Annotated in this window: 7 protein-coding genes and 2 rRNA genes; 6 read left to right on the plus strand and 3 right to left on the minus strand. The window is 67.5% G+C overall.

Annotated features, from left to right (window positions below; all coding sequences use genetic code 11):
- The first annotated feature begins 385 nt into the window (after positions 1-385).
- On the plus strand, positions 386-2566 hold the full coding sequence (locus OG329_RS22195; RefSeq protein ID WP_405797482.1) for an asparagine synthase-related protein: 2181 nt from the start codon (positions 386-388) through the stop codon (positions 2564-2566).
- Positions 2567-2693: 127 nt separating this feature from the next.
- Here the strand turns inward: OG329_RS22195 and OG329_RS22200 are convergent, their stop codons facing one another.
- Together OG329_RS22200 and OG329_RS22205 are read right to left on the minus strand one after the other, a co-directional pair.
- Positions 2694-4703, minus strand: coding sequence for a sigma-70 family RNA polymerase sigma factor (locus tag OG329_RS22200; RefSeq protein WP_405797484.1), 2010 nt, complete (start codon positions 4701-4703; stop codon positions 2694-2696).
- 343 nt (positions 4704-5046) lie between these two features.
- Positions 5047-5901, minus strand: coding sequence for a TetR/AcrR family transcriptional regulator (locus OG329_RS22205; RefSeq protein ID WP_405797485.1), 855 nt, complete (start codon positions 5899-5901; stop codon positions 5047-5049).
- Positions 5902-6224: 323 nt separating this feature from the next.
- Between OG329_RS22205 and OG329_RS22210 the strand changes: the two genes are divergently transcribed.
- Both OG329_RS22210 and OG329_RS22215 read left to right on the plus strand, forming a co-directional pair.
- Entirely contained in the window at positions 6225-7718 is a 1494-nt protein-coding gene (locus OG329_RS22210; protein ID WP_405797487.1) for an NAD(P)/FAD-dependent oxidoreductase, read from the plus strand.
- A 137-nt stretch (positions 7719-7855) separates the two neighbouring features.
- Positions 7856-9616 carry a SpoIIE family protein phosphatase gene (locus tag OG329_RS22215; protein ID WP_405797488.1) on the plus strand — a complete coding sequence of 587 codons (1761 nt, stop codon included), beginning with the start codon at positions 7856-7858 and terminating at the stop codon, positions 9614-9616.
- Positions 9617-9623: 7 nt separating this feature from the next.
- On the opposite strand, the gene OG329_RS22220 is transcribed toward OG329_RS22215, so the two are convergent.
- Positions 9624-10919, minus strand: a complete 1296-nt coding sequence (locus OG329_RS22220; protein ID WP_405801964.1) for an MFS transporter — start codon at positions 10917-10919, stop codon at positions 9624-9626.
- A gap of 156 nt (positions 10920-11075) precedes the next feature.
- Here OG329_RS22220 and OG329_RS22225 point away from each other — a divergent pair, with 156 nt between their 5' ends.
- The 3 genes from OG329_RS22225 (at position 11076) to OG329_RS22235 (ending at position 17135) form a co-directional block, all read left to right on the plus strand.
- Positions 11076-11618: a MarR family winged helix-turn-helix transcriptional regulator gene (locus OG329_RS22225; protein ID WP_405797489.1), complete on the plus strand. Its 543-nt coding sequence runs from the start codon at positions 11076-11078 to the stop codon at positions 11616-11618.
- A 549-nt stretch (positions 11619-12167) separates the two neighbouring features.
- Positions 12168-13691 (plus strand): 16S ribosomal RNA (locus OG329_RS22230).
- 320 nt (positions 13692-14011) lie between these two features.
- Positions 14012-17135, plus strand: a 23S ribosomal RNA gene (locus OG329_RS22235).
- Together the 16S and 23S rRNA genes form the textbook arrangement of a ribosomal RNA operon.
- Positions 17136-17192 lie beyond the last annotated feature (57 nt).

Genomic DNA, 17192 nt, shown 5'->3' on the forward strand with positions numbered 1-17192 from the left:
CCGGCCGTGCGCTCTTGGCCTAAAGAGGCCGGGAGCGCTTCCATGAGTGCTGCGTGGGTCGGCCCACTGCGTACTGGAACCAGTGGGCTGGGGGACACCGCCGCCTCATTTCCCCGCGGGTGGCGGATCGGTCCGGGAGGCGAGGGCGCCTCCCGGACTGTACGTTTGCTGACGTTCTGTCGGTGGACCGGGCTCGGAGATTGGCTGAATGCTGTCTGTCCGACCTGAGCCCGTCGCCGCACCAATTGTCCTTTGCCAGGGGCGCGTTCGCATTTCGCGCTCCCTCCCGTGGGCCACTCCTGTGCGCCGTTGTCGTGGCAGCATGTTCACGAACGACTGATGTGACGACGGGTACGACTCTTGTCCACAGGCTGTGGAGGCGGCGATGCGCTGGTTGGTGGGGTGGAGCAGTATCGCCGCGAGCTTCGGCACGGTGGGTGCGGTGGGCGGGAACGGCGGGAATGGTGGGGCCGGTGGGGTCGGTGCGAACGGCGCGGCCGGTACGGCGGGCACGGCGGGCTCCGTGGGCGACCGGTCCGAGGGACGCACGGTCCACCCCGTCGGCTCCCAACTCCTGTGGGGCGACCCGGATCCGCTGTGGGCCGTCGGCGACTGGCGGGACGACGAGATCCGCGTCGTCAGCGTCGACCCCTTCACCCGGCTCGCCGTCTTCGGCTGCTGCGGGGCCACCGACGAGCAGTTGAAGATCGGTCTGTTCGCCGCCCGCGGCGGCGCCCTGCGCCATCTCACCGCCTGGCCCGGCAGCTACACGGCCGTCGCCCAGATCGGCCGCAGGATCACCGTCGCCGGTGACCTGGCGGGCGCGAGACCCGTCTTCCACACGCCGTGGGCGAGCGGCACCGCGTACGCCACCGCCGCCCTGCCCCTCGCCGACCTCATCGAGGCACAACTCGACATCGGGCACCTCGCGGCGCTGCTCGCCTGCCCCGAGACACCCGAGGCACTGCGCGACTCCACGCCCTACCAGGGCGTCAAACGCGTCCCGCCCGGCCACGCGCTCGTCCTGCGCGAGGGCTCCCGCGAGATCACCGGATACGAACAGGTCGCCTCGCTCGCCGTCGCCGCGCCCCAGGTCGACCCCGAGCGGGCCGTCGAGGGAGTCCGGGACGCCCTTGTCGAAGCCGTACGCGCCAGGCTCCTGGCGCCCCGTCACGCCCCCGACACGACGCCGCCCGACCCCGGGCCCGTCCCGGGCATGGGACCGGCCGACCGGCGCGCGGCCCGGGGCGGACCCGTCCCCGGCATCGGCGCCGACCTGTCGGGCGGCAGCGCGTCGGGCACGCTCGCCCTGCTCGCCGCCGGACTGCCCGGCGCGCCCGGCACCGTCCTGGGCCACGGCACCGGCGCCGGCGAACGGCTCCTGGCCGTCACCTTCAACGACCTGGCCACCGGCGGACGCGAGGCCGAGCTGGAACGGGCCCGCGCCATGGCCTCCAACCCCCGGCTGCACCACGTGGTGGTCGCGGCGGGCGAAGAGGCCCTGCCGTACGCCGAGTTGGAAGGCCCGCTGACCGACGAGCCCGGCCCCTCCCTCGTCACCGCCGAACGCCACCGCCGCCGGCTCGCGGCCGGCAGCGCCGACCACTTCACCGGGGCCGGGGCCCGCGAGGTCCTGGACGCCCACCCCGCGCGCCTGGCCGACCTCCTGATCGACCGGCGCCGGCGCGATCTGCTGCGGCCGGCCACCGCGCTCGCCAAGGCCCAACGGCCCTCGGCGGGCTCGCTGTTCGTGCCGCTGACCGTCTACCGCGCGGCCCGCCGCCTCGCCCGTACGCCGTACCGCACCGGCCTCGAAGAGGCCGCCGCCCAGCTTCCCGGCGCCCACCGGGACCGCGACGCGCCCGCCGCGGACGGGCCGTTGGGCGCCTCCCTCGCGGCGCTCACCTGGTCGCGTCCCGGACCGGCGGCGCGCTGGCTCACGGGGGAGGCTCTGGCAGAAGTATCGGTTCGTCTGACATCGGCGGCGATCCGCCCCACGTCCGTCCAGCGCCCCGGAGAGGCCCGCGCACGGTCCGCGCTGGCCCGGCACGCCGCCGACCACCGGATCTTCGAGCAGGCCGCCGAGATCCGCAGCCAGCGGCTGCACGCGCCGTTCTTCGACAACCAGGTCGTACGGGCCTGCCGGGAACTCCCCGAAGCGCTACGGGTCCAGCCCGGCGCCCGCGCCGACGTCCTGCGCGCCGTCCTCGCCGGGGCGGGCATCCACGACCTGCCGCCGGGCTGGGGCGCCACGACGCACGCGACGGCGGCAGCCGCGACCCGCACCGGGATGCGGGCGGCGGTCGGCGATCTGATGGCCCTGTTCGACGCGCCGCTGCTGGCGGACGCCGGACTGATCGAGGCGCGCGTGGTGCGCAAGGCGCTGCGCAAGGCGGCGGAGGGCGAGCCGATCCCGCTGGACGGCATCGCCGACCTCGTCTCCACGGAGCTGTGGCTCAGACGGCTGCTCTCCCGCCGAGGCACCTGCTGGACGGGGACTGCGGCCCCGCGCCAACGCGCGGTGGCGGGCGGCGTGGTGCCGCGCCGCCCGACGCTGCATCCGTAGACACCCGGGGTCTGTCCGGCCCTTCAGCACGAGCACGAACCCACCGCCGCGCGGAACCGGTCACGGCACCGGAACCGGTCACGGCACCGGAACCCGTCACCGCCCACCGGTCACGGCACCGGGCCCCTCAGCCGCAACTGATCCTGGACTGCGCCCAGTCGGCCAACGCCACCGAGCCGAACGGCTTGTACGGCTCGACCACCAGCCGGATCCGCTTCTCGCCGCCGATCCCCACGCTCACCGGCACCGCAGCCTCGCCGCCGCGCACCACCGGGGAGCGCCAGAGCCGGCCGCCGTCCCCGTACACGGAGAAGCGCAGCGCGCCCAGCCCGAGCGTCATGTCGTCGACGCCGACCAACGCCTGATAGGTGGCGCACCGGCGGTTGAGCTGGATGGTCACCGAACCGTGGGCGTGCATGGACGCCCCGTGCCCGTAGTGCGTGCCGCCGATCGACATGCCGGGGCGCTGCCAGAGCCAACTGCTCTGCCCGATCAGCACCTCGGGACCGGACCCGTCACCCGTCACGTCGAACCGGAGCTGGTTCACCTGGTAGACCTCCGGCGCGGGCGGAGGCGGCGGCTTCGGGGCGGGCGGTTCGGGCTTGGCGGGCGGCGGTGACGTCGGCGGTCTGGGCTTGGGCTTCGGGGGTGCCGGCTCGGCCTTCGTCGGCGTGGGGCTCGGCTTCGGTTCCGGCTTCGGCGCGGGCTTCTCGGGCGCCGGCGGGGGCACCGGGCCGGGCGCGGCGGGCGGTTTCAACTCCGGCTTCGGTGCGGGCTTTTCCGGTACGACGGGCAGCACGACGGGCGGCTTCGCCTTGGGCTTGTCGGGGACCTCGTCACCCGACAGGGCCCACACCAGCCCGGCCGCGGCGGCGAGGGCGACCACCGCCGCGATCCCCGCCTTCATCGGCGCGCCCAGCCCTTCGGCCGCCGCACCGCCCGCCGCCCCGGCGGCGCCTCCCGCCGAACCCGACGCGCCACCGGCCGCGGCAGCCGCACTCGCACCGGCGGCACCCGCCGCGCCGCCGGCGACGACCCCGGCGGCCTTGAGCGAGTAACCGGCCGCGAACCAGCCGATGACCGCGATCGGAAGCACCGCCGGAATCCCGGCGTTGACGTGGGCCAACTCGCCCGCGACGATGCGGCACTTCGCGCACTCGTCCAAGTGCTTGCGCAGTCCGCGCTCGGCCCGCATCCGCAGCCCGCCGCGCGCGTACGCCCCCAGCCGGTCGGCGTACTGCGCGCAGTCGCCGGCCGAGGCGACCGCCGTGTTCACATGCGCCTGGAGATACGCCTGCTTGAGACCTTCCCGCGCCCGACTGGCCAGCACGGCGGTGGCGTTGGCCGTGAGACCGAACAGCGGCGCGACCTCGCTGGGCGACTCCTCCTCGACGGTGGTGTGCCAGAGCACCGCCTGCCAGCGCTCGGGCAGACTGCGGAACGCCTGCATCGCGAGCGACTGCTCGGCCTCGTGCATGGCGCGCACGTCCGCGCCCAGTTCGAGGGTGTCGTCGTCCGAGACCTCGGCCGAGCGGGCGGACTGCGCGGCGAACACCGCGAAGTCGTCGACCAGTTGCTCGCGCTTGGCCGTCTTCGTCCACGCGGCGGCGACGCGCCGTACGGTCGTGAGCAGATACGCGCGCACCGCCTGCTCGGGCCCCGCGCCCCCGCGCACCGCCTGGAGCGTGCGCGCGAACACCTCGGCCGTCAGGTCGTCGGCGGTGTGGGCGTCCCGGCAGCAGGTGCGCGCGTAGCGCAGTACGGCCACCGAGTGCCGCCGGTACAACTCCTCGTACGCCCCGTCGTCGCCGTCCCGCATGCGCAGGATCAACTCGGCGTCCGAGGACGGCAGATCAGCGCCCTCCCGGTCGCCGAGCGCCTCGGCCTCCACCGCCGCGACCGCCGCGACCGGCTCGGTCACGGGCAGCTCGGCCGACTGGCCACCGCCGTCGCGCTGCGGCGGCACACTCGGGTCGGCCTCGCCGGGGGGCGGCACAGGACCCACGGACGGACCGGACGCACCCGAGGAACCTCCCGGCCCACCCTGATACGGAACATGCCCGGACGGTCGCCCGCCCGTCTCCGTATCCCCGGCACCGCCGCCACCCAGTGGCTCGTCCCGTCCGTTACCACTCATCGCGGAAGCCCCCGTAGCGCCCTGATTACCCGAAACACCGGGCCAGCGTGCCACAGCGCCCGCCACCGCCAAACCCCCGTTGACAGCGACCACCCGTACGTGCTCCGTCACCGGAACGGGCCATCGGCCCGCCACCGCATACGAAGAGTTCAACCGGCCATGGCCGAGACGTCGTTCACCAGGATGTTCGGCGCCGGACGTGCCCCGGACCGGCGTCCACGGCGACGACCCTGGGCCGGGGCGGCACGGTCGCCGGACGAACTGCCGTCCGACGACCGCCCCACAGCATCAAGTTGACGCGCCGACCACCGCCGGACCCACCGGACGGGTCTCGGCCCCGCGACTACGCGGCGCGGGACCGAAGTCCTTCCAGCAGGATGTCCAGCAGCCGTGCCGAAGCCGCCGCCTGCTGCGCGGCGTCCGGCAGCGCGGGCGCCGCCGTGGCTATCACCAGCAGGACATCGGCCACCGTCACACCCTGCCGCAGTTCGCCGGCCGACCGCGCGCGCTCGACCAACTGCCCGACGACATCCAGCAGTTCGACCGTGCCGGAAGCCGAATCCATCAGGTCGCCGCCCACGGAACCGACGGAAGCCACGGAATCGACGGACCCCACGGATTCACCGGCCGACCCCGGGCCCAGCCCCGCCGAAGCGTGCTGCCCGGTGTGCTCGACCGACCCGGCCGACCCGACCACCCGAAGATCCGCATGCCCGGACTGCCGCTGCTGCGGCACCCGTGCCTCGTCCGCCGAGTCCGGGACGACCGTCGACTCGTCGACGTCCACCCCGACCCTCAGCACCTGCGGCGGCAGCAGCCGGCCCGCGCCGGAAGCCACCGACGTCCGCAGGAAGCGGGCGAGCGCGGACCACGGCTCGTCCTCCTGCCCCAGAGCCGCCCGAGCCTGCTCCGTCAGCCGGGAGGTCTCCTCCTCGGCTATTCGCCGGACGAGCACGTCCTTGCTGGGAAAGCGCCGGTAGACCGTGCCGACCCCTACCCGGGCCCGGCGCGCGACGTCCTCCATCGGCGCCCCGTAACCGAGCTCGCCGAACACCTCACGAGCCGCCCGCAGGACGTGCTCGAGATTGCGCTGCGCGTCGACGCGCAGCGGTGCGGAACGGCCGATCCCGCCCGCGCTCGCGCGTCCGTTGCCGTCCACGGAAACGACGGCCTGCCAATGAGAATCCTGAATGTGCATAAGCGTTCCCCCGGTAATGACGTCTCCCCCCGGAGACCTCCCCGCCTTGACAGTCGGGGCGCTTCGACCCAGTCACGGTCGACCCCCCGACGGAGTACGAACATAGTTGAGCCCCGGAGAATTCAGAAGGGGGTGGTTCCGCACGGAGCGCCCCCCGATCGGAGCAAGGACCGGAAGATGCCTGATTCGGCACCCTCCCGCCACCGGTTTCACACCGCCTGACCTGCGAACCTTCCCTGACGTAGGGGGATTTGCGCACCTGGGGCCGTCGACGGGCTCCGGTCACACAATTTGCCGAGGCTGTGGACAAACCAAGGAGCCCGATGCCTCATGGGGTGGTGAAGGCAGAGATCTCCCGGGGGACAACCCCCGCACCACCGCCCCGCGCACGCGTTCTTGTCATCGGCGGCGGCTACGTCGGGATGTACACCGCGCTGCGGCTCCAGCAGAAGCTCAAGCGCGGGGAGGCGGAGGTCGTGATCGTGTCGCCCAACCCGTACATGACCTACCAGCCGTTCCTGCCGGAGGCCGCCGCCGGCTCGATCTCACCGCGCCATGTCGTGGTGCCGCTGCGCCGTGTCCTGCCGGGCTGCACGGTCATCGTCGGCGAGGCCAGATCCATCGACCACGCCAAGCGCGTCGCGACGCTCACCACCCTCGCCTCCGAGGAAGAGGCCGCGGTACGAGCTAACGCGAACGCCTCGAACGGCCCGAACGCCTCGAACGGCCCGAACGGCCGGAGCCCGGACGCCACCGAAGCCGCCGACGCCCACCAGCCCCCCGGCTCCTTCGAGATGACGTACGACGAACTCGTCCTCGCCCCCGGCTCGATCTCCCGCACCCTCCCCGTCCCCGGCCTCGCCGAACACGGCATCGGCTTCAAGACCGTCGAGGAGGCCATCGCCCTGCGCAACCACGTCCTGGAACAGATGGACATCGCCTCCTCCACCCGCGACCCCGAACTGCGCGACGCCGCACTCACCTTCGTCTTCGTCGGCGGCGGCTACGCGGGCGTCGAAGCCCTCGCCGAACTGGCCGACATGGCCCGCTACGCCACCCGCTACTACCACAACGTCAAGGCCGACGACCTGAGATGGATCCTGGTCGAGGCATCCGACCACATCCTTCCCGAGGTCGGCCGGCACATGGGCGAGTACGCCGTCCGCGAGCTGCGCGCCCGCAATATCGACGTACGCCTCGAAACCCGGCTCGACTCCTGCGAGAACCGGGTGGCCGTACTGAGCGACGGCACCCGCTTCCCCACCCGCACCCTCGTCTGGACGGCGGGCGTCAAGGCGCACCCGATCCTCGCCGAAAGCGATCTCCCCCTCGACAAGCGCGGCCGGCTCATCTGTACGGCCAAGCTCACCGTCGACGGCGCCGAACACGCCTGGTCGGCCGGTGACGCCGCCGCCGTCCCCGACCTGACGGCGGACGCGCCTGGCGCCGAATGCGCCCCCAACGCGCAACACGCCGTCCGCCAGGCCCGGGTCCTCGCCGAGAACATCGTCGCCTCCCTAAGAGGCGAACCGCTCCACGACTACCGTCACCGGTACGCCGGTTCCGTCGCGTCGCTCGGCCTCCACAAGGGCGTCGCGCGGGTGTACGGCCGTAAGCTCAAGGGCTATCCGGCCTGGCTGATGCACCGCGCGTACCACCTCAGCCGTGTCCCGACCTTCAACCGCAAGGCGCGTGTGCTCGCGGAGTGGACCCTGTCGGGACTCTTCAAACGGGAGATCGTCTCCCTCGGCTCCCTGGAGCACCCACGTGCCGAGTTCGAACTCGCCGCCGGAGTGGAACGACCTAAAGACGTCTGACGTCCGATGTCAGTGCCGTCGGCCACACTGAACGTGTGACCATAGGTGGGTTCACATCTGCACAGAGTGATTCCGCAGAGAGCGACCCGGCAGCCCGCCAAGGCGAACAGCAACGACACCATGAGGCATGAAAATCCGTGAATTTCACGCGTTGGAGCGCCCGGCTCCCCGGTACACAGCGCCGCATCGCCGCGCGGACGGACGCTGGAGAGGCGCAATCGCCGAGTTCCGCGAACGCTGTGCCCGCCGCCCGCGGTGAATTCGAACAGCACGGCGAACGGCGCCCCGAGCACGAGAAAGGACGACGGACCGCAGGACAGGACGCAGGACCGAAGGGAATCCCCGCCCTCGAGGAGCTGTCCGTCCGCGACGTCCTCGGCGGCCTCCCCGCCCTCGCCGCGCTCGTGTACGGCCCCGAGCACCGCGTCGCCTATGTCAACGACGCCTACGTGGACGCGTTCGGACCACGCGAGCCCGGCACGCCCGCCGCCGAGGGCTGCCCCGAGCTGGTCGAGCTGGGCCTGATGCCCCTCATGGACCAGGTGCTGCGCAGCGGAAAGCCCCGTACGGTCAAGTCCCGCAAGGTCCAGGCTGCCGATACCAACGCCGCCGTCAACGCCTCGGCGAACGGCTCGGCGCACGGCTCGGCCACCGTCGCACGCGACGGCTCGTACACCGTGACCTGCACCCCCGTCGAGACCAGCGGCTCCGGCGGTGTCCTCATCTTCGCCGCCGACGTCACCGACCACGCCGAGGCCGCCGAGCGCCTGCGCGCCAGCGAGCGCCGGCTCCGCGAGACCGCCGTCGCCCTCCAGCGCTCACTGCTCCCGCAGGAGCTGGAACAGCCCGACGATCTCCGTGTCGCCGCCACATACCAGCCGGGCGGTACGGACGCGGCGGTCGGCGGCGACTGGTACGACGTGATCACCCTGGGCGCCGGCCGTACGGCCCTGGTCATCGGCGACGTCATGGGCCGCGGCGTCCGCGCGGCGGCCGTCATGGGCCAACTGCGCACCGCCGTCCGCGCGTACGCCCGTCTCGACCTGCCCCCGCACGAAGTCCTGCAACTGCTCGACGGACTCGCCGCCGAGATCGACGCCAGCCAGATCGCCACCTGCGTCTACGCGGTCCACGACCCCAACGAGGGTCAGCTCGTCTACGCCTCGGCAGGCCATCTGCCCATCCTCGTACGAGCCGAGGACGGCACCGTCGCGCGCGCCGCCGACCCGACAGGCCCCCCGCTCGGCACCGGCGGCTGGATCCACACGTCCGGCGCCATCGACCTGGCGCCCGGCTCCACCGCCGTCCTCTATACGGATGGTCTCGTCGAGCGCCGCAGCGAGGACATCGACGAGGGCGTGGCATCCCTGGAGCGCGCGCTCGCCGGCGCCAAGGGATCACCCCAGGTCGTCTGCGACCGGCTGATCCGCGCGATGGGCGTCACGGCGGAGCATGACGACGACGTGGCGGTGCTCGTCCTCCAGCACCCCGCCCGCACGGGCCAGGCCGCCGAGCTGTTCCACAACGCCGCGCTCGACCTGCTCGGCGGCATCGAGGCCGCGCCGCGCGCCCGCGCTTTCGCCTCGGGAGTGCTCTCCTCGTGGCGCTTCCCCGTCGAACTCAGAGACCTCGGCGTGCTCGCGACCAGCGAACTCGTCGCCAACTCCCTCCAGCACGGCACCCCGCCGATGCGCCTGCGACTGCGCCGTACGGACCGCCGGCTGATCATCGAGGTCACCGACGGGGACGACCACCTCCCGCTGCGCCGCCACGCCGAACCGGCCGACGAGGCGGGGCGCGGCATCTCGATCGTCGCGACGATCGCCTCGTCCTGGGGCTCCCGCCGCACACCGGGCGGCGGCAAGGCGGTCTGGTGCGAGTTCGCGTTGCCTCATTAGGAGGCGGTCACGAGGAGGCGGTCACGGCGGTCTCCGGCTCCGGCTTGTGCAGGGCCACGACACGCGACGTGTACGCGAGTGAAGGCTGGTCCTGTACGGGGGTGAGCCGCCGGCCCAGTCGCAGCGCCAGCACACTGACGCCGAGCGAGAAGAGCACGAACGTCACGATGTACGGGCCGTGCAGCGTGGCCCCCATCGGCCCGCCCACAGCGGGCCCGACGGCCAGCGCGAGCTGCTTGACCAGGGCGAAAGCGGCGTTGTACTGCCCGACCATCTCGTCCGGCGCCAGATCGGCCACCAGCGGGGCCACGGTCGGCGACAGCATCGACTCACCGAGTCCGAACAGCGCGTACGTGGAGATGAAGGCGGCGGTCGCCATCGTCTGGCTGCCGTGCCCCAGGCCCGCGTACCCGGCGATGATCCAGGCGAGCGCCCAGATCAGCCCGACCGAGGCGATGACCCGGCTCCGCCTGCGCCGCTCGACCAGCCTGAGCACGACGAACTGCGCGACGACGATCACGGCGGTGTTCGCGGCCAGCGCGACACCGAGCGTCGACGGGTCGATCCCGGCGGCCTCGGTGCCGTACGCGGCCAGCCCGGACTCGAACTGTCCGTAGCAGGCGAAGAACAGCACGAAGCCCAGCACACACAACTGCACCATCGCCCGGTGCCCGAGCAGCGCGCGCATCCCACCGCCACCGGCCCGGGTGCCCGTCTCCTTGGAAAGCGAGGGGGAGGCACCGGACGTACGAGGCATCCGTACCGTCCCCGCGATGGCGCCCAGCACCAGGAACATCGCGGCCTCGACACCGAACAGCAGGGTGAAGCTCCCCGGCCTGTTGACGTCGACGAGCAGCCCGCCGATCAGACCACCGATGCCGAGCCCGAGGTTCTGGAGGAAGAACTGCGTGGCGAAGGCCCGTGTCCGGGTCGACGGCGTCGAGCACCACACGATCATCGTGGCGAGCGCGGGCTGCATGACGGCCGTACCGGCCCCGAGCAGCACCGCCGCGAGCACGGCGGCCGGCACACTGGCCGCCACCCCCATGAGGACAGCCCCCACGGCGGCCAGCACCGCACCACCGACGACGACCGGCAGCGGCCCGCGCCGGTCGATGACACGCCCGACGAAGGGCAGCACGACGAGCGCGGCCAAGGCGAAGACGGCCAGCACGGCCCCCGCCGTACCGGCGCCCAGATCCCGCACCTGGGCCACATACACATAGAGATACGGGACGGTGAACCCGAGCCCGAACGCACTCAGCGCGTTGCCCGCCTGGATCCGACGCATCGCGCTGCCCATCACCCTGGTCACACTCACCTGCCTTTGAGGAGAAGAAGAGGAAGGCTGGAGGTCTGGAAGACCTCAAGCTCTAAGACTTCAAAGCTAAAGTTAGAACCTCAACAATACACATCGAAGGACTTCAACGCCAACGACAGCCGTGCCATACTGCGCCGCATGTCAGACACCCCCGAGGAACCGAGCCTCGACGAACAGATCGCCGCCTACCAGCGAGAGTTCGAGGCCCTCGACCCCCAGGTGGAGCAGGTCGTCTCGGCACTCGGCCGGCTCAACCGCCGGATGAACGTGGCGTACGGACGACAGCTCTCCGACCTCGGCATCAGCAACGCCGAGTGGGAGGTCCTCAAAACCCTCGTCCTGGCCGGAGCCCCGTACCGCCTGGGACCGGGCGAACTGGCCAAACGCCTCGGCCTCACCCCGGCGGCGATGACCCACCGCGTCGACCGCATGGCGAGCGAGGGCCTGGTCACGCGCGACCGGGACGAGAACAACCGGGTACGGGTGATCGTCGAGCTGACGGACGAGGGCCGCACGAAGTGGCTGGAGGCCATGCGCATGGCCTCGGACTTCGAGGAGGACCTCCTTCAGGACCTCTCGACCGAGGAGCGCGGGGTGCTGGGCGAGCTGCTGATCCGCCTGCTCCGCCGCGTGGAACACGCCCAGCCGGACGCGGGCGGGCGCCTCACCGACCTGGATTGACGGTGGGCGAACAACCCAAGTTGACACCACCGGGGTCGGTCCGTAAGGTTCTTCGAGTTGTCATGGAGCTGTAACGGTTCCACGGCACACTCCGGCCGTTTAAATGCGGCACACAAACTCTGCGGGACCCCCTCACCGGGAACAATTTCGGCATGCCGAAATCCATTACCGGGACTCGATTTGTGAGTCGACGGGGAAACGGGCTAGAGTTTGAAACGTCGGAACGGCCGAAGGGCCGGAAAGACAAATCCCGCTGACTGGGAATCAGGCGCCGAAAGGTTCTGATAGAGTCGGAAACGCAGGACAGCAAGACCGAAGGGAAAGCCCGGAGGGCCCGGAGACGGGGTCGAAGGAAGCGTCCGTTCCTTGAGAACTCAACAGCGTGCCAAAAGTCAACGCCAGATATGTTGATACCCCGACCTCGTCCACATTCTGTGGGCTGGGGTTGAGGTTCCTTTGATAGAAACACAGCGAGGACGCTGTGAACGGTTGGCCTTATTCCGGTCGACACGTTCCGCTCTCGTGGTGTCACCCGATATCGGGTAAACATTCACGGAGAGTTTGATCCTGGCTCAGGACGAACGCTGGCGGCGTGCTTAACACATGCAAGTCGAACGATGAAGCCTTCGGGTGGATTAGTGGCGAACGGGTGAGTAACACGTGGGCAATCTGCCCTGCACTCTGGGACAAGCCCTGGAAACGGGGTCTAATACCGGATAATACTGTGCCCCTCATGGGGGACGGTTGAAAGCTCCGGCGGTGCAGGATGAGCCCGCGGCCTATCAGCTTGTTGGTGGGGTAATGGCCTACCAAGGCGACGACGGGTAGCCGGCCTGAGAGGGCGACCGGCCACACTGGGACTGAGACACGGCCCAGACTCCTACGGGAGGCAGCAGTGGGGAATATTGCACAATGGGCGAAAGCCTGATGCAGCGACGCCGCGTGAGGGATGACGGCCTTCGGGTTGTAAACCTCTTTCAGCAGGGAAGAAGCGCAAGTGACGGTACCTGCAGAAGAAGCGCCGGCTAACTACGTGCCAGCAGCCGCGGTAATACGTAGGGCGCAAGCGTTGTCCGGAATTATTGGGCGTAAAGAGCTCGTAGGCGGTCTGTCACGTCGGGTGTGAAAGCCCGGGGCTTAACCCCGGGTCTGCATTCGATACGGGCAGACTAGAGTGTGGTAGGGGAGATCGGAATTCCTGGTGTAGCGGTGAAATGCGCAGATATCAGGAGGAACACCGGTGGCGAAGGCGGATCTCTGGGCCATTACTGACGCTGAGGAGCGAAAGCGTGGGGAGCGAACAGGATTAGATACCCTGGTAGTCCACGCCGTAAACGTTGGGAACTAGGTGTTGGCGACATTCCACGTCGTCGGTGCCGCAGCTAACGCATTAAGTTCCCCGCCTGGGGAGTACGGCCGCAAGGCTAAAACTCAAAGGAATTGACGGGGGCCCGCACAAGCAGCGGAGCATGTGGCTTAATTCGACGCAACGCGAAGAACCTTACCAAGGCTTGACATACACCGGAAAGCATCAGAGATGGTGCCCCCCTTGTGGTCGGTGTACAGGTGGTGCATGGCTGTCGTCAGCTCGTGTCGTGAGATGTTGGGTTAAGTCCCGCAACGAGCGCAACCCTTGTTCTGTGTTGCCAGCATGCCCTTCGGGGTGATGGGGACTCACAGGAGACCGCCGGGGTCAACTCGGAGGAAGGTGGGGACGACGTCAAGTCATCATGCCCCTTATGTCTTGGGCTGCACACGTGCTACAATGGCCGGTACAATGAGCTGCGATACCGCAAGGTGGAGCGAATCTCAAAAAGCCGGTCTCAGTTCGGATTGGGGTCTGCAACTCGACCCCATGAAGTCGGAGTTGCTAGTAATCGCAGATCAGCATTGCTGCGGTGAATACGTTCCCGGGCCTTGTACACACCGCCCGTCACGTCACGAAAGTCGGTAACACCCGAAGCCGGTGGCCCAACCCCTTGTGGGAGGGAGCTGTCGAAGGTGGGACTGGCGATTGGGACGAAGTCGTAACAAGGTAGCCGTACCGGAAGGTGCGGCTGGATCACCTCCTTTCTAAGGAGCACTTCTTACCAAGTTCGCTTGGTCAGAGGCCATTTCGTCGGCACCTGTCCGACGGTGGTTGCTCATGGGTGGAACGTTGACTATTCGGCACTCCTGGTCTTCATGGCCTGTCAGTACTGCCCTCTTGGGGGCGTGGAAAGCAGTCCGGGTAGATCGGGAGGGCCGGGCGCGCTGTTGGGTGTCTGAAGGTACGGGCGGCGTGAGCTGTTTGTGTCTTCGGGATGCCGGCCCCGGTGAACTCGTCTGTTGTGGACGGGGTGGTGGGTGGTTGGTCGTTGTTTGAGAACTGCACAGTGGACGCGAGCATCTGTGGCCAAGTTTTTAAGGGCGCACGGTGGATGCCTTGGCACCAGGAACCGATGAAGGACGTGGGAGGCCACGATAGTCCCCGGGGAGCCGTCAACCAGGCTTTGATCCGGGGGTTTCCGAATGGGGAAACCCGGCAGTCGTCATGGGCTGTCACCCGTACCTGAACACATAGGGTATGTGGAGGGAACGAGGGGAAGTGAAACATCTCAGTACCCTCAGGAAGAGAAAACAACCGTGATTCCGGGAGTAGTGGCGAGCGAAACCGGATGAGGCCAAACCGTATGTGTGTGAGACCCGGCAGGGGTTGCGCATACGGGGTTGTGGGATCTCTCTTTCACAGTCTGCCGGCTGTGAGGCGAGTCAGAAACCGTTGATGTAGGCGAAGGACATGCGAAAGGTCCGGCGTAGAGGGTAAGACCCCCGTAGCTGAAACATTAACGGCTCGTTTGAGAGACACCCAAGTAGCACGGGGCCCGAGAAATCCCGTGTGAATCTGGCGGGACCACCCGCTAAGCCTAAATATTCCCTGGTGACCGATAGCGGATAGTACCGTGAGGGAATGGTGAAAAGTACCGCGGGAGCGGAGTGAAATAGTACCTGAAACCGTGTGCCTACAAGCCGTGGGAGCGTCGCTGGCAGCACTTGTGCTGTCAGTCGTGACTGCGTGCCTTTTGAAGAATGAGCCTGCGAGTTTGCGGTGTGTTGCGAGGTTAACCCGTGTGGGGAAGCCGTAGCGAAAGCGAGTCCGAACAGGGCGGTATAGTAGCGCGCTCAAGACCCGAAGCGGAGTGATCTAGCCATGGGCAGGTTGAAGCGGCTGTAAGAGGTCGTGGAGGACCGAACCCACCAGGGTTGAAAACCTGGGGGATGACCTGTGGTTAGGGGTGAAAGGCCAATCAAACTCCGTGATAGCTGGTTCTCCCCGAAATGCATTTAGGTGCAGCGTCGTGTGTTTCTTGCCGGAGGTAGAGCACTGGATAGGCGATGGGCCCTACCGGGTTACTGACCTTAGCCAAACTCCGAATGCCGGTAAGTGAGAGCGCGGCAGTGAGACTGTGGGGGATAAGCTCCATGGTCGAGAGGGAAACAGCCCAGAGCATCGACTAAGGCCCCTAAGCGTACGCTAAGTGGGAAAGGATGTGGAGTCGCAGAGACAACCAGGAGGTTGGCTTAGAAGCAGCCACCCTTGAAAGAGTGCGTAATAGCTCACTGGTCAAGTGATTCCGCGCCGACAATGTAGCGGGGCTCAAGCGTACCGCCGAAGTCGTGTCATTCGTACATGAAGCCTCAACGGGCGTGCGGATGGGTAGGGGAGCGTCGTGTGCCGGGTGAAGCAGCCGCGGAAGCGAGTTGTGGACGGTTCACGAGTGAGAATGCAGGCATGAGTAGCGATACACACGTGGGAAACGTGTGCGCCGATTGACTAAGGGTTCCTGGGTCAAGCTGATCTGCCCAGGGTAAGTCGGGACCTAAGGCGAGGCCGACAGGCGTAGTCGATGGACAACCGGTTGATATTCCGGTACCCGCTTTGAAACGCCCAGTACTGAATCAGGCGATGCTAAGACCGTGAAGCCGCCCTGAGCTCTTCGGAGTGTAGGGGAGTGGTGGAGCCGTCGGACCAGACTTGTAGTAGGTAAGCGATGGGGTGACGCAGGAAGGTAGTCCAGCCCGGGCGGTGGTTGTCCCGGGGTAAGGGTGTAGCCCGAGAGATAGGCAAATCCGTCTCTCATGCAGGGTGAGACCTGATGCCGAGCCGATTGTGGTGAAGTGGATGATCCTATGCTGTCGAGAAAAGCCTCTAGCGAGTTTCATGGCGGCCCGTACCCTAAACCGACTCAGGTGGTCAGGTAGAGAATACCGAGGCGTTCGGGTGAACTATGGTTAAGGAACTCGGCAAAATGCCCCCGTAACTTCGGGAGAAGGGGGCCATTTCCGGTGATCACTCTTGCAGTGTGAGCTGGGGGTGGCCGCAGAGACCAGCGAGAAGCGACTGTTTACTAAAAACACAGGTCCGTGCGAAGCCGTAAGGCGATGTATACGGACTGACGCCTGCCCGGTGCTGGAACGTTAAGGGGACCGGTTAGTCACATTTCGGTGTGGCGAAGCTGAGAACTTAAGCGCCAGTAAACGGCGGTGGTAACTATAACCATCCTAAGGTAGCGAAATTCCTTGTCGGGTAAGTTCCGACCTGCACGAATGGCGTAACGACTTCTCGACTGTCTCAACCATAGGCCCGGTGAAATTGCACTACGAGTAAAGATGCTCGTTTCGCGCAGCAGGACGGAAAGACCCCGGGACCTTTACTACAGTTTGATATTGGTGTTCGGTTCGGCTTGTGTAGGATAGGTGGGAGACTTTGAGATCGGGACGCCAGTTCCGGTGGAGTCGCCGTTGAAATACCACTCTGGTCGTGCTGGATGTCTAACCTGGGTCCGTGATCCGGATCAGGGACAGTGTCTGATGGGTAGTTTAACTGGGGCGGTTGCCTCCTAAAGAGTAACGGAGGCGCCCAAAGGTTCCCTCAGCCTGGTTGGTAATCAGGTGTTGAGTGTAAGTGCACAAGGGAGCTTGACTGTGAGACCGACGGGTCGAGCAGGGACGAAAGTCGGGACTAGTGATCCGGCGGTGGCTTGTGGAAGCGCCGTCGCTCAACGGATAAAAGGTACCCCGGGGATAACAGGCTGATCTTCCCCAAGAGTCCATATCGACGGGATGGTTTGGCACCTCGATGTCGGCTCGTCGCATCCTGGGGCTGGAGTCGGTCCCAAGGGTTGGGCTGTTCGCCCATTAAAGCGGTACGCGAGCTGGGTTTAGAACGTCGTGAGACAGTTCGGTCCCTATCCGCTGCGCGCGCAGGAGTCTTGAGAAGGGCTGTCCCTAGTACGAGAGGACCGGGACGGACGAACCTCTGGTGTGCCAGTTGTCCTGCCAAGGGCATGGCTGGTTGGCTACGTTCGGGAGGGATAACCGCTGAAAGCATCTAAGCGGGAAGCCTGCTTCGAGATGAGGACTCCCACCCACTTGATGGGGTAAGGCTCCCAGTAGACGACTGGGTTGATAGGCCGGATATGGAAGCACCGTGAGGTGTGGAGTTGACCGGTACTAATAGGCCGAGGGCTTGTCCTCAGTTGCTCGCGTCCACTGTGTTAGTTCTGAGACAACGAACATTTCTGTGTCGTCATC

The sequence above is a fragment of the Streptomyces sp. NBC_01506 genome (assembly GCF_045040295.1).
Lineage (GTDB): Bacteria > Actinomycetota > Actinomycetes > Streptomycetales > Streptomycetaceae > Streptomyces.